At 56.7% G+C, this 14222-nt stretch carries 9 protein-coding genes and 2 tRNA genes; 6 read left to right on the top strand and 5 right to left on the bottom strand.

The window, feature by feature from the left end:
* Positions 1-156: 156 nt before the first annotated feature.
* On the top strand, positions 157-1134 hold the full coding sequence (gene epmA / locus NNN71_RS06815) for an elongation factor P--(R)-beta-lysine ligase (protein ID WP_065356629.1): 978 nt from the start codon (positions 157-159) through the stop codon (positions 1132-1134).
* Between the two features lie 225 nt (positions 1135-1359).
* A complete protein-coding gene (gene yjeM, locus NNN71_RS06810) occupies positions 1360-2862 on the top strand; it encodes a glutamate/gamma-aminobutyrate family transporter YjeM (RefSeq protein ID WP_271458167.1) in 1503 nt (500 codons plus the stop codon).
* Positions 2863-2938: 76 nt separating this feature from the next.
* Here yjeM and NNN71_RS06805 read toward each other — a convergent pair whose 3' ends face one another.
* Positions 2939-5032 (bottom strand): glycoside hydrolase family 36 protein, encoded by a 2094-nt coding sequence (locus NNN71_RS06805; protein ID WP_271458166.1) that lies wholly within the window; start codon positions 5030-5032, stop codon positions 2939-2941.
* 21 nt (positions 5033-5053) lie between these two features.
* Positions 5054-6292, bottom strand: a complete 1239-nt coding sequence (locus NNN71_RS06800; RefSeq protein ID WP_163447356.1) for an oligosaccharide MFS transporter — start codon at positions 6290-6292, stop codon at positions 5054-5056.
* A gap of 248 nt (positions 6293-6540) precedes the next feature.
* On the opposite strand from NNN71_RS06800, the gene NNN71_RS06795 reads away from it, so the two are divergent.
* Complete coding sequence (locus tag NNN71_RS06795; protein WP_167577067.1) at positions 6541-7539, top strand: LacI family DNA-binding transcriptional regulator; 999 nt, start codon at positions 6541-6543, stop codon at positions 7537-7539.
* A 107-nt stretch (positions 7540-7646) separates the two neighbouring features.
* On the opposite strand, the gene mscM is transcribed toward NNN71_RS06795, so the two are convergent.
* The 3 genes from mscM to rsgA form a co-directional block, all read right to left on the bottom strand.
* Positions 7647-10970, bottom strand: a complete 3324-nt coding sequence (gene mscM / locus NNN71_RS06790; RefSeq protein WP_163447358.1) for a miniconductance mechanosensitive channel MscM — start codon at positions 10968-10970, stop codon at positions 7647-7649.
* Between the two features lie 20 nt (positions 10971-10990).
* Positions 10991-11953: an archaetidylserine decarboxylase gene (gene asd, locus NNN71_RS06785; RefSeq protein ID WP_167577065.1), complete on the bottom strand. Its 963-nt coding sequence runs from the start codon at positions 11951-11953 to the stop codon at positions 10991-10993.
* A 119-nt stretch (positions 11954-12072) separates the two neighbouring features.
* Positions 12073-13128 (bottom strand): small ribosomal subunit biogenesis GTPase RsgA, encoded by a 1056-nt coding sequence (rsgA, locus tag NNN71_RS06780; protein WP_271458165.1) that lies wholly within the window; start codon positions 13126-13128, stop codon positions 12073-12075.
* A 107-nt stretch (positions 13129-13235) separates the two neighbouring features.
* Between rsgA and orn the strand changes: the two genes are divergently transcribed.
* From orn to NNN71_RS06765, 3 genes are all read left to right on the top strand, one after another.
* Positions 13236-13781 carry an oligoribonuclease gene (orn, locus tag NNN71_RS06775; protein WP_223803457.1) on the top strand — a complete coding sequence of 182 codons (546 nt, stop codon included), beginning with the start codon at positions 13236-13238 and terminating at the stop codon, positions 13779-13781.
* Between the two features lie 180 nt (positions 13782-13961).
* A tRNA-Gly gene (locus NNN71_RS06770) sits at positions 13962-14037 on the top strand.
* Positions 14038-14065: 28 nt separating this feature from the next.
* Positions 14066-14141, top strand: a tRNA-Gly gene (locus NNN71_RS06765).
* Positions 14142-14222 lie beyond the last annotated feature (81 nt).

Below are 14222 nucleotides of genomic sequence, written 5' to 3'. Positions count from 1 at the left end.
GTGCGCTTTATTTATCACTGTAGCTGATGAATTACGTTCTGGAATTACCTAAGGAAATCTTCTGTTCTGCCCTGCGAGAAATTACTGAGCAATATTTGTGTCATGTGCCGCTTGCGGGTAGACTTCGTGCCCTTGTCTGAAATCGGAGAAAAAACCATGAGCGAGACGGCAACCTGGCAGCCGAGCGCATCCATCCCTAACCTGTTAAAACGCGCGGCGTTGATGGCGGAAATCCGTCGCTTCTTTGCTGACCGCGGCGTACTGGAGGTGGAGACGCCATGCATGAGCCAGGCGACGGTGACTGACGTACATCTGGTCCCGTTTGAGACGCGTTTCGTCGGTCCGGGTCATTCCCAGGGGATGAACCTTTATCTGATGACCAGCCCGGAGTACCACATGAAGCGCCTGTTGGCAGCGGGATGTGGCCCGGTATTTCAGCTGTGCAGAAGTTTTCGTAACGAAGAGATGGGGCGTCACCATAACCCGGAATTCACCATGCTGGAGTGGTATCGCCCACACTTCGATATGTATCGCCTGATCAACGAAGTGGACGATCTGCTGCAGCAGGTGCTGGAGTGTCAACCGGCGGAAAGTCTTTCTTATCAGCAGGCGTTCCAGCGCCATCTGGAAATTGACCCGCTGTCGGCCGATAAAACCTTGCTGCGCGAAGTGGCGGCGAAGCTCGACCTCAGCAACGTCGCAGATAACGAAGAAGATCGCGATACGTTACTGCAACTGCTGTTTGCCTTCGGCGTTGAACCGCACATTGGTAAAGATCGTCCGACGTTCGTTTATCACTTCCCGGCAAGCCAGGCATCGCTGGCGCAGATTAGCGCTGAAGATCATCGCGTCGCTGAGCGCTTCGAGGTGTACTTTAAAGGGATGGAGCTGGCGAATGGTTTCCACGAGCTGACCGACGCGCGCGAACAGCAGCAGCGTTTCGAGCAGGATAACCGCAAACGCGCCGCGCGTGGTCTGCCGCAGCAGCCGATCGATCAAAATCTGCTGGACGCGCTGGCAGCCGGTCTGCCGGACTGCTCTGGCGTAGCGTTGGGCGTCGATCGCCTGATTATGCTGGCGCTAGGTGTCGAGACCTTGTCTGAGGTGCTGGCGTTTAGCGTGGATCGGGCATAAGTTCGATAACGTTCACTTTCACAAAATAAAATGGCGCTTTATGCGCCATTTTCTAGTCATATCATCCCTAAATCCCTTTTATGGTCACAAGAAAGTTCTGGTTATTTGCTATCATCCGGCCAGCACATTCTCGCGTCGATTCCCCACTGCCTTGTTTCTGACAAGTTTGCAGCGCGTAGCCCTGTCGACGTGTAAAAAAACGATCCAGAGTTAAGGGAGGGTCAAATGACCCCATCAATAAAAAAGATGAGCCTGATCGGTCTCATCCTAATGATATTTACGTCTGTTTTTGGTTTTGCCAATAGTCCATCCGCGTTTTACCTGATGGGATATAGCGCCATCACCTGGTATATATTTTCAGCATTATTATTTTTTATTCCATTTGCTTTAATGATGGCTGAGATGGGATCGGCCTACCGCAAAGAAGAGGGCGGGATCTATTCCTGGATGAATAACAGCGTAGGCCCACGCTATGCGTTTATTGGCACCTTTATGTGGTTCTCGTCTTACGTTATCTGGATGGTCAGCACTTCCGCGAAAGTGTGGGTGCCGTTTTCAACGTTCCTGTTTGGTTCGGATATGACCCAGCACTGGGGCGTTGCGGGGCTGCAATCGACCCAGGTCGTGGGCCTGCTGGCTGTCATCTGGATGGTACTGGTCACCACCGTAGCGGCGAAAGGGATTAATAAAATCGCCCGTATTACCGCCGTCGGCGGTATCGCCGTGATGTGTCTTAATTTAGTTTTATTGTTAGTCAGTATTGCGATTTTGTTATTAAACGGCGGTCACTTTGCCCAGCCGATTAATTTCACCGCTTCACCAAACCCAGGTTATCAATCTGGCCTGGCGGTATTATCGTTTGTGGTCTTCGCCATCTTTGCCTACGGCGGTATTGAAGCGGTGGGCGGTCTGGTGGATAAAACCGATAAGCCGGAAAAGAACTTCGCCAAAGGGATTGTATTCGCTGCAATTGTTATTTCTATCGGTTATTCACTGGCGATTTTCCTGTGGGGCGTGAGCACTAACTGGCAGCAAATTCTCAGCGACCGTTCGGTTAACCTTGGCAATATTACCTACGTGCTGATGACCAGCCTCGGTTCCACACTGGGCAACGCGCTGCACATGTCGCCGGAAGCGGCGGCAAGTGTCGGTGTGTGGTTTGCGCGTATTACCGGGTTGTCGATGTTCCTCGCCTATACTGGCGCATTCTTTACCCTCAGCTATTCGCCGCTGAAGGCGATTATTCAGGGCACGCCGAAGGCGCTGTGGCCCGCTTCCATGACGCGGCTGAATGAAAACGGCATGCCGTCGACGGCAATGTGGATGCAGTGCGTGCTGGTGAGTCTGTTTATCCTGCTGGTGTCGTTTGGCGGCGATACCGCATCGGCGTTCTACAACAAACTGACGCTGATGGCGAACGTGTCGATGACTTTGCCGTACCTGTTCCTCGCGCTGGCCTTCCCGTTCTTTAAAGTGCAAGCAGGCCTTGAACGCCCATTCGTGATTTTCAAAACCAAAATGTCGACCGTGCTGGCGACGAGTGTGGTGGTGCTGGTGGTGACGTTTGCCAACATCTTTACCGTTATTCAGCCGGTGATTGAGGCGGGAGACTGGAGCAGCGCGCTGTGGATGATCGGCGGGCCAATCTTCTTCTCGCTGCTGGCGATGGCGATTTATGAAAACTATCACCGCCGTGTCAACGTTCAGCCGAGTCTGGCGACGGAATAGTGCCCGATGGCGCTACGCTTATCGGGCCTACGATGCAATGGTAGGCCGGGTAAGCGCAGCGCCACCCGGCAGTTTGTTAACGCCTAATCTCAAAAATCGCCGCCGAGCGTGGCGGCATCGTGACCGTTAATACGTCATTGTCCCAGGCCGTTGCGTGTTGCACGGTGGATGGATATCCCTGAACTATCTTACCTTTCAGCCCGGTCAGTGAGAGTTCACAGCTCGCCTGATCGCCTTCGCGTCGCCACACCGCCAGCCACACTTTTCCATCCTCGGCCTGCATCCCCAGCGCTACCCACTCGTCGGTGAAGCTCGATAGCCCCAGCGGCCAGAACGGCAGCGCCGTTTTTAGCTGCTGGCGTAGGGTCTTGTAGTAGCGAATCGCATCCTGTACCTGACGGAATCCTTGCCCGGACAGCTCCGCCAGATGGCCGCTCTGGTGTATGCGCAGCAGCATCGCCGACACCTGGTTAAAGATCACCGCCTGCTCATCATCGTCGCGTAGCGGATAGGACCAGATGGCGGCCTGTTCAGGTGTCACCGCCGTTGGCGCGTTGGCGGCAATGGTGGCGTACTTGAGATAATCTTCCTGATCGCTGGTGGACTGAATCGAGCAGCGGCTCAGCATCGCGTAGTCCATGCGCAGACCGCCGCTGCCACAGTTTTCAATAATCAGCTGCGGATAGCGGGCGAAGACCGCATCGAGCCACGCCAGATACGCGCGGTTGTGTTTAAGCAGGCCGTCACCGGCGCTGTCGGCGTGTTGCTCGGTACCGATCCCCGGTTCGATGTTGTAATCCATTTTGATGTAGCCCACGCCGTATTCGGTGACCAGACGGTCAATAACCTCGTCGGCGTGGCGCAGTACCGCCGGGCTGGTGAAGTCCAGCTGGTAGCGGCTGCGGTCAAACACCCTCTTACCGTGGCGCATAAAGAACCAGCTGTCGTCGGTTTCCGCCAGCTTCGGCGACTTCACGCCCATCACCTCCAGCTCCAGCCACAGGCCGGGGATCAATCCCTTCTCGCGGATGTAGCCAATCACGTACTGAATGCCTTCCGGGAAACGCTCGGCGCTCGGTTGCCACTGACCCACGCCGTTCCACCATTCGCCTTTGTCATACCAGCCGCAGTCGATGCAGAAGTATTCCGCGCCCGCCTCGGCGGCGGCATCGATAAGCGGCAGCAATTTCGCGGTGGTGGGGTCGCCGAACAGGCAGTTCATATAGTCGTTAAAGATGACGCCCAGCCGTTGGTTATCGTCGTTAACGCGACGGGTGCGGCGGCGGTACTGCGTGAGAGTCGCGATGGCGTCGGTAAAGCCCGATTTTGTCACGCCAACCGCCACCGGCACCGAGCTGAACTCATCGCCCGGCTGTAGGTGTTTAAACCAGTGATGGTAAAACTCGTTCGGTCCGCCGATTTGCAGGTACAGATGGTTGGCCTGATCGCCAATCTCCCAGTGCCAGGAGCCGTTGTGCTCAATCTGCCAGAACAGGCCTGCGCCAGTGTGTTTATCTTCCAGATAGCCCATCGGCAGGTACTCTTTGCTCGACCACGCTCCGGTGTTGGTGTAGTGCAACGGCTTGGATGAGCGCTGCAGTCCCTTCTGGATGCATGGCATAAAGCCCAGTTCGTCGAAGGTATATTGCCGCCACTGTAGCTCGCGGGTCCAGCTGTTGTGGGGAACGTGCAGGCTAAAATTGTCGCCCCAGTTTTTGGCGCTCTCTTTCTCGATGCCGTTAATCACAAAGCTGGAGAGGTACTCAACGGTAAACGGCGCATTCCCCTGGTTGCGGATGACGCTCCAGCTTCGCAGCAGTGAGAGCCGGGTATAAAACTGATAGTGTACTTCTACCTCGGCGGCGGTATTCCTATCGAACAGCGTAAATACCAGCTTGCGGCCATCGGCGTTGCGGGTATCTTGATGCTGGCGATAGCGAAGCGTATAGCCAGGCGCGGTGGCGGTGAAGCCCGCGCCGTGGCGCTCCAGCGGCTTATCAAGGCCGGAGATGTTTACCTCCACCAGGTTAAAACGCGACAGTTCATCGGCGTTGTGTCCGAGGGTTTCAGCATCGAACGGTAGGGCGGAAAAGTGCAGCAGGCGCGCCCGATCTTGTAAATCAAAGACCATGGTGATGCCGTTTTCAATCACGGTAAATAAGGCTGACATAGCGACTCCTGAATGACAGAGTTAAGCCGCAGGCGCGGGTTGCAGCACCCGGTTGCCTGAAAGCGTAAAGACGGAAATAACGGTGAAGCACAGGGCGATGGCGCCAAGGATGGTGTAGGACTCTTTAAAACCCATCACGTCGTACATGTTGCCGATGGCAGTGCTCATAAAAATCTGGCTGAACTGTTTGGCGAACTGGAAGCCAATCAGGTAGACGGTGGCGGAGAGCCGCCAGTCGAAGTTGGCTGAGATGTATTTCAGCGTGGCGATAATCAGAATTGAGCTTTCAAAGCCGTGCAGCAGCTTCATGGTGGATATCAGGATCGGGCCAGTGGCCATCGCGCTGCCGATAATGCGGAACGCCATAATAAAGCCGCAGTAGAGCAGGGCGTTCTTCGGCCCGATGCGGTTGACGATCGCCGGGGCGAAGAACATGGTCAGTGCGTCAAGGAAGATTTGCACCGTGTAGAGGTAGCCAAACACTTCCGCGCCGCGTTCACGGGTTTCGAAGAAGCTGCTGTAGTAAACGGCAAACTGCTGGTCGTAGGTTTCATATACCGCGCCGACGCCCACCATGTAGAGCACCAGGAACCAGAAGCGGCGGGTTTTCAGCAGGGCGAACACGTCGCCGCGATCGATCTTCAGACGCTGTGGATTCAGCGCGTCCATGCCGCCCTGCTGGCCAGGACGGAAGAAGCACAGTAGTACCGCCAGCACCAGCCCCGCGCAGCTGGCCATGATAAAGATATAATCGGGATTGATGGCAAACAGCTTGCCGGAGATAAACGTTCCGACCGCCGCGCCGATGCCGCCCCACATTCTGGCGCGGCCAAATTCGAAGCCTTCGAGGCGCGAGACTTTATCGATCCACGCTTCGCAAATCCCGCAGCCGCAACCAAACGCCAGGCCGATAAACGCGCCGCCCGCCAGGGCCCCGGCGATGATGTTTATTTTCAGCAGCGGCGCGAAAACGAAGATCCACCAAGGAGCGAAGGCGATCATCAGACCGGCCAGCATCCACATCAGATGCTTACGGAAATTGAGCTTGTCGGCCAGTATGCCGAAAACCGGCTGGAAGACCACGGCCACGATGGCGATGCAGGTATACACCATGCCGACTTCCGTGGAATCGATGCCGATTTTTTCCGTGAGCCACAGTGACAGCCAGGGGAAGCAGGCCCCCCAGCAGATGAAGAAAAAGAGAAACCAGATGCTGGAGAGCAGGTAGTTCTCTTGCTTAACACCCTTTGCCAGTAACATATAAAACCTCATTTTTAGTAAACAAGATACTGTTACTTTAAAAATTAACCCGTGCTCAGGGAAAGAAAGCCGTTGGCGAAGCGTGAATACGATCATGTTTAGCCGCGATCTGAGCAATATTTTTCATGCAGATAGCGGCATTATCCATACATGGCAGCGCGTTGCCGTGGGGGGCTGGAAATTGGTCGTTGCGGTGAAAAGCGCATAAAACTATAGTGAACAAAAATTTGTTTCTTTTTGGGAGTATCATGACGAAGCCGGTCAGGATCAGAAGTATTGCCGAGGCGTGCGGGCTTTCCGTTGCTGCAGTGTCCCGGGCGCTAAAAGGGCAGCCGGGGCTTAAAGAGGAGACCCGCCAGCGGGTGATGGCGGTGGCGCAGGAGATGGGGTATGACTTTTCCCGTCTGCGCGGCGATAAGGTAAAACGCGTGTTGTTTTTGCTCCATCGTCAGCATGATATCGCCCGCGCGCTGCCGTTTTACTCGCTGCTGCTGCTGGGCGTGGAAGATCACTGCCGCGAAAAAGGGATCGCGATGAGCTTTCTGTCGATCGGCCCCGGCGATAACGTTGAGGAGCAGATCGCGCTACATCATCCCGACGCGCTGATCTGCGCAGGTTACTTTGAAAGTACGCTGATTATGGCCGTACAGAAAACCCAACTGCCGATGGTACTGGTTGATCTGTGGGCGCCGGGCTTGCCGTGCGTTAACGTCGATAATCAGCGTGGTGGTTATCTGGCGACGCGTCACCTGATAGACACGGGCCGCAGGAGGATTGCTTTCCTCGCCAGCACGGCCACGCACTACAGTATTCGCCAGCGTGAGAAGGGTTACCGTCAGGCGCTGTACGAGTCGCAAATGATAATGCCGCCGGAGTATGAAGTGATCGCCTCGCCGCTGGTGGATACCAGCCAGTCGCTGATCGCGGCGATGAATGAGCTACTGTCGCTGACGGAGCCGCCGGACGCCATTTTTGCCTACAACGACGTGACAGCGATTGCCGCGATGAATATCTGCGAACAGCGCGGGTTCCGTGTACCGCAGGATATTGCGATTGTCGGCTTTGACGATATTGAGCCCGCCGCCTGGAGCCGTCCGGCGCTAACTACCATCGCGGTAGATAAACATCAGTTGGGCTACCGGGCGGTAGGGCTGCTGTTGGAAGAGGCCACGGCGGCGGATGAGATGCTACCGGTGACGCTGGTGGTGAGAGGCAGCACAGGAAAAGTCAGGAAGAGCACTCAATAAACAATCAGCATCTAACGGTGCTGGGGAGAGGCATTCTGGCATAGAGCTAAACCCTCACCCCAGCCCTCTCCCTTTGCAAGGGAGAGGGGGCGCACCGAGCCCCTTTGTTACAGGCTGCCTGGCGTGCGGCTGGCGCGGCCCGTTGAGGTCAGCGTAGTGGCGGATTTCTTACCGTTCAAACTTTCCAGACGCATCTGGAACGGTGGGAACGGCATATCAATACCGTGCTCGCGGAAGCCCGCCAGAATCAGCTGGTGCAGCTCGTGGCGCAGCGGCATACGGTGGCCCATCTCGGCGGCGTAGATACGCAGCTCGAAAATCTGAATCCCCTGCTGTAAATCCACAAGGAACGCTTCCGGCGCAGGTGTGTCAATCACCAGCGAGCAGCGGTGCGCGGCGGTTAACAGGATTTGCGCCACCTCTTCGCTGTTTGCATCCGACGGGGCCGGAATACTCAGCACCACGCGGGTCACCGAATCCGACAGCGACCAGTTGATGAACTGCTCGGTGATAAAGGCCTTGTTCGGCACGATAATCTCTTTGCGGTCCCAGTCGCTGATGGTGGTGGCGCGGGTGTTGATTTTGGTCACGCTGCCGGTCAGGTCGCGAATGGTGACCGTATCGCCAATACGAATCGGCTTCTCAAACAGGATGATCAGGCCGGAGATAAAGTTGGCGAAAATCTCCTGTAAGCCAAAGCCGAGACCGACACCGAGCGCGGCGACCAGCCACTGCAGCTTCGACCACTCAATGCCAATCATCGAGAACCCAACCAGCCCGCCTATCAGCAGCAGCAGATATTTGGTGATGGTGGTAATGGCATAGCCGGTGCCCGGTGTCAGCGACAGGTGCTGCAGAATCGCCAGTTCCAGCAGCGCGGGGAGGTTACGCACCAGTTGGGTGGTGATAATCAGCACCAGAATGGCGATGAGCACGGCGCCGAGGGTAATCGGTTCAATGCTCTCCACGCCTTGCACCGTTGAGGTCACGTCCCACAGGGAGATGTTTTCGAGGAAGCCAAACGCCGAGTGGATTTCCGACCAAAGGATGATCACCGACACTAGCGCGATCAGCATCAGAATGGAGCGTACCAGACGCAGCGACTGCTCGCTGATGGTATCGAGGTTCACTTCGCTCACCTCCTGCTCGGCAGACCCTTCCAGGCTGGTGGCATGCGTTTCTTCCTCGCCGCGGGCGCGGTGCGCCAGCATTTCGGCACGCTTGTGTTTAGCACGGTCAAAGGCCAGACGGCGGCGTTGGATCAGCATCCAGCGGCGGATGACGTGGTAAATCACCAGCAGCAGGAACCAGATGGCTACCGAGGTCTCCAGGCGCGCCAGCAGAGCCTGCGCGGTGGCGAGGTAGCCCACGGCAGCGGCGAAAATGGCGATCAGCGGCGCGCCGGTCATCAGGTTCCACAGCAGCAGGTTGATGCGGTTTTCACCGTTGCCTTCTTTGTCGAGATAGAGCGGAATTCCGGCGCGCTTCAGGCTGAGCGTGACCACCGCTAGCGCGCCGCAGATCAGGATAAAGCACAGCCTACCGAGCGATGCGGAGAACTCACGGTCGTTGAGATTATCGAACATGATCAGCGCCATAATCAGCGGCACGATAAGCCCGATGCTCATCAGGTAATAGCGCATGGCGCGCGCCACGCGGAGCTGCGGCCAGCCAAAGTGAACAATAAACAGGCCGTTGGTGCGAGCGAAGGCGGCGCAAATCATCACCACCCACAGGAGCGGCACGGTAGCGGTGACGCCGTCGCCTATCGCCACGGCAAGCGGGTAGGGCCACGCCTCCTGCAGACCATAGCCCAGCGTTGCCCACAGCACCGGCAACGGAGACGCCACCAGAATTGACCAGAACACCGTGCGCATGGTCAGCCAGAAGTGATCCTGGGTGACTTTACCGACGCGGGCGCTGGAACGCTCCAGGAAGCGCGTGAAGTGTTTACGGGAGCTGATGCTGAAGCCCACCAACAGCAGCGCTCCGAATAGCGGGAACAGCGTCTGACGGCTGGTGAGCATCATCATGGTGGCCTTGCCGAGCTGGCTGAAGGTGTCGAGCGAAATCAGCCGGCGCAGGTCCTGCACAATTTCAATCGGCCAACTGAAGTCGATAGGCCGCACGTCGGAGGTCCAGAACAGATAGCGGTGAGTGGCTTCATTCACCTCTTTGAGCGCGTCTTCCAGCTGGCTGTTGGAGACTTTCAGTTTCGTCAGTTCAAGAATCAACGTGTCGCCGCCCTGCAGCAGCGAGTTCAGCAACTCGCGCTGGGTGCGCAGCTGGGCTTCCAGAATGCGATTTTCTTCGCTGGTCAACGGCTGGCCGTCAGCCTGGCGAATTTGTCGCAGCTGCGGCTGCTTATTGAGCAGATCTTCATAACGTAAACGGTGAACGCGCAACTGCGCCATTTCGGTATCGAGCTGCTGCGGCTTCGGCATCTCCGGCAGACGTGCAACCTGCGCGCGCAGGGCTTCGCCCAGCAGATTGGAGGAACCGAGCCACTGCGACTGTTCGCGCAGGGTGTTCAGCGCCTGGCGTACCTGCAACGTCTGGTTTGCCGCCTGCCGCTGCTGGGAAGCGACCAGATCCATGCGCTGCGCCTGCTGGTTTAACGCCTGGGAAAGCTCACGGTTGATTCTGAACTGTTCCACGATACTGGCCGGCAGGTTTTCGCTGTTTTCCGCCAGCAATTCGGTGCTTTCCAGTGCGCGTTCCGCTTCGCGCTGGCGCTGACTGTTAAGCTGATTGCGTAAAGCTTGCAGGTAGGCGTCGAGCTGTTCGCCCTGCTTTTGCGCCAGCTCTGAGCGCATGCGCGCCAGCTCCTGGCGATTGTTGGCGGAAAGCTGCGCCAGCTCCAGCTCATCAACCAGCGCCTTCAGCTTGCTGGCGTCGGCCTGCAGGCTCAGATTTTGCGCCTGCGCCAGCGGCGTATTGCCGGTCTGGGTGCCGATACGGCGTTCAACGTCGTTGAGCTGGCGGCGGGCGTCGGTCTGCTGCTGCGGAAGCTGGTTGAGGGAGTCGGCAATATCGCGGGCGCGTTCCTGCTCCTGCTGAGCCTGGCGACTTTTTTCCAGTAGCTGGCTGCTGACCTGCAAAATCTCCTGGTTCAGCGCGTCGGTGGTCATGCCATCCGGCACCTGACGTGGTTCATCACGCAGATTGTTGAGCTGATTGCGCAGCGTCTGGGAAAGTTTGGGGAAGTTGTCGATAACCTGCTGGTACTGCGCGGCACGTTCGAGCGAGCCTTTCTGCTCCTCCAGCGCGGTGAGGGCGCTTTGCAGCGCCTCGACGGTATCAGGCTGAGCGGGCTTCGCCGCTTTCGCCTGTTCTAATTCCTGGGCAATTTGCCGGGCGTTGGGGGCGGTCGCTGCGAACGCCCCCTGGCTGAGGCACCAGGCCATCAGTAAAGTGATAATCAGGCGCACGTCAGACCCTTATTTGGTTATTAGCTTTTTTCTTGCGTGTCGTCAGCCTGTGGGGCGACGTCCTGCTCTACCACGGTTTCTGCAACAGCTTCAACAACCGCTTCCGGTTCGGCTACCGCTTCGGTAGAGACGGCCAGCGGCTCGCCCAAACGGGTGACGGAGAGGTTTTGCAGATGCTCAACCAGCGTCACTTTGCCCGGCGCAAACAGGTTGATGACCGTTGAGCCCAGCTTAAAGCGGCCCATTTCCTGGCCCTTCAGCAGCGCAACGGAGCCTTCCTGATCGCCCGCCGGGTAGGTCCAGCGTTTGATGATGCCTTCGCGCGGCGGGGTGACGGTGCCGGCCCACACGGTTTCGATGCTGCCAACGATGGTCGCACCCACCAGAATCTGGGCCATCGGGCCGAATTCGGTATCGAACAGGCAGATAACGCGCTCGTTACGCGCAAACAGGTTCGGTACGTTCTGCGCGGTCAGGTGGTTGACGGAGAACAGATCGCCCGGCACGTAGATCATCTCGCGCAGGATGCCGTTGCACGGCATGTGGACGCGGTGATAGTCGCGCGGCGACAGATAGGTGGTGGCGAAGGTGCCGTTGCGGAACAGGTCGGCCATGATGTAGTTGCCGGCCAGCAACGCTTCCAGCGAATAGTTGTGGCCCTTCGCCTGCAAAATTTTGTCGTCTTCAATGGCGCCAAGCTGGCTGATCGCGCCGTCGGCGGGCATCACCAGTACGCTTGGGTCGGTGTTGACCGTGCGGACGTCTTCACGCAGCGGACGAACGAAGAAATCGTTAAAGGTGCGGTAGCTGGCGGTATCCGGCTTCTGCGCCTCTTTCATATCGACCTTGTAGAACTTCACGAACAGATCGATAACCAGTTTGGTCAGCCATCCCGCTCGTTTGCTCGCACCCCAGCCTGCGAGACGCGTAAGCCACAGTTTAGGCAGAATGTATTGCAGTGAAAGTTTAAACGAGTTTAACAAGGTAGCCTCCAGGCCATTATGTGTCGATCCTGATCCAACGCCAGGCGTTGGATCTTTAAAGAAAAGCGGCCGATTCTAGCGAGAGTTGACGCAAATGTCAGTCGGCAAAATCATAGTTCTCAATTATCGATGTCTGAAAAGTTTTTACGCGTTTTTACCTGCGCCATGGTTTCCAGAATGCGGTGATAATTTTCAAAACGCGTCTCGGCGATCTTCCCTTCCTCTACGGCTTCGCGGATGGCGCAGCCTGGGTCGGTGTCGTGTTTACAGTCGCGGTATTTACAGTGGCCGAGATAGTCATGGAATTCGACAAACCCGTTGGTGATTTGTTCCGGATCGAGGTGCCACAGGCCAAATTCACGTACGCCGGGGGAGTCAATCACGTCGCCGCCGTGCGGGAAGTGATACAGGCGCGCCGCGGTGGTGGTGTGCTGGCCCAGACCTGAGACGTCGGATACGTCGTTGGTCAGAATGCGGTCGTCGTTCAGTCCCAGCAGAGCGTTCAGCAGGCTCGATTTTCCGACGCCAGACTGCCCGGCAAAAATACTGATGCGGTTAGTCAGCGCTTCTTCCAACGGTTTCAGACCATCATGAGTATGGCTGGACGCCATCAGAACGGTATAGCCAATCTTGCGGTAGATATCCATCTGCTCGTTGACGAACGCCATGCCTTCATCGTCCAGTAGATCGATTTTATTCAGCACCAGCAGCGGCTCGACGTTGAGCGTTTCGCAGGCCACCAGATAACGGTCGATAATATTCAGCGACAGCTCCGGCAAAATGGCGGAGACGATGACGATCTGATTAATATTGGCGGCGATCGGCTTCACGCCGTCGTAAAAGTCCGGACGGGTGAGTACCGAAGTACGCTCGTGAACCGCTTCGACGATCCCTTTTACGTTGACGCCTTCAGCAGCGGCTTTCCCCGGACGCCAGACGACGCGGTCACCGGTGACCAGCGAACGGATAGTGCGGCGGATGTTGCAGCGGTGGGTTTCGCCATCGGCGGACTCCACGTCGGCGTGCATCCCAAAGCGGCTGATGACGATGCCTTCGGCGGCTTCGCCAAACAGATTATCGTCGTAATCGGGCTTCTCCGCGGCTGTTGTCAGGCGGCGCTGGTGGTTAGCCTTAACGCGGCGCTGCTGACCTTTGGAGAGTTTATTTTTACTCAATCGTGCTGACTCCTGGTCGCCCATATCGGGCAAAACCTCTATGATACACGCTAATTAATACTAGTTAACCTACCGCGGCAGGTATGACAAGAAGGGTGGAAAATAGCATGAGTGCAGATGAAAACAACCTGATTTGGATCGATCTGGAGATGACTGGCCTGGATCCCGAGCGCGATCGCATTATTGAAATCGCGACGCTGGTGACCGACGCGCAGCTCAATATCCTGGCGGAAGGGCCAACCATCGCTGTCCATCAGTCTGATGCTCAACTGGCGCTGATGGATGACTGGAATGTGCGTACCCATACCGGCAGCGGCCTGGTGGATCGCGTGAAGGCGAGCACTATGGGCGACCGTGAAGCCGAACTGGCGACGCTGGAGTTCCTCAAGCAGTGGGTTCCGGCGGGCAAATCGCCCATCTGCGGCAACAGCATCGGTCAGGACCGTCGCTTCCTGTTTAAATACATGCCGGAGCTGGAGGCCTACTTCCACTACCGCTATCTGGACGTGAGCACGCTGAAAGAGCTGGCGCGTCGCTGGAAGCCGGAAATTCTGCCGGGCTTTAAAAAGCAGGGCACTCACCAGGCAATGGATGATATCCGCGAGTCGGTGGCGGAACTGGCCTACTATCGCGAGCATTTTATTCAACTTTAAGGTGAAAACGGGGTGAATCGGCGTTAAAGTAATCAACCTGCCGATTTATCCAGCAGTTGAACGAATTTTTTAAAAAATCGCTTCAGGGGGGGTTGCAGGGGGAAAGAATTCTCGTATAATGCGCCTCCCGTAACGAAGCAGAAATGCGAATTACGACAGCAACAAAAATTGCCAGATTTTGCGGGAATAGCTCAGTTGGTAGAGCACGACCTTGCCAAGGTCGGGGTCGCGAGTTCGAGTCTCGTTTCCCGCTCCAAAAATTTGAAAGCAGTAGACGCACCCAAGCGGGAATAGCTCAGTTGGTAGAGCACGACCTTGCCAAGGTCGGGGTCGCGAGTTCGAGTCTCGTTTCCCGCTCCAAAATTTGAAAGCAGTAGACACACCCAAGCGGGAATAGCTCAGTTGGTAGAGCACGACCTTGCCAAGGTCGGGGTCGCGAGT

It is taken from the genome of Kluyvera sp. Awk 3 (assembly GCF_028069715.1).
Lineage (GTDB): Bacteria > Pseudomonadota > Gammaproteobacteria > Enterobacterales > Enterobacteriaceae > Kluyvera > Kluyvera georgiana_A.
The sequence above is the reverse complement of the archived record's forward strand: the minus strand, read 5'-3'. Positions and strand labels throughout refer to the sequence as shown.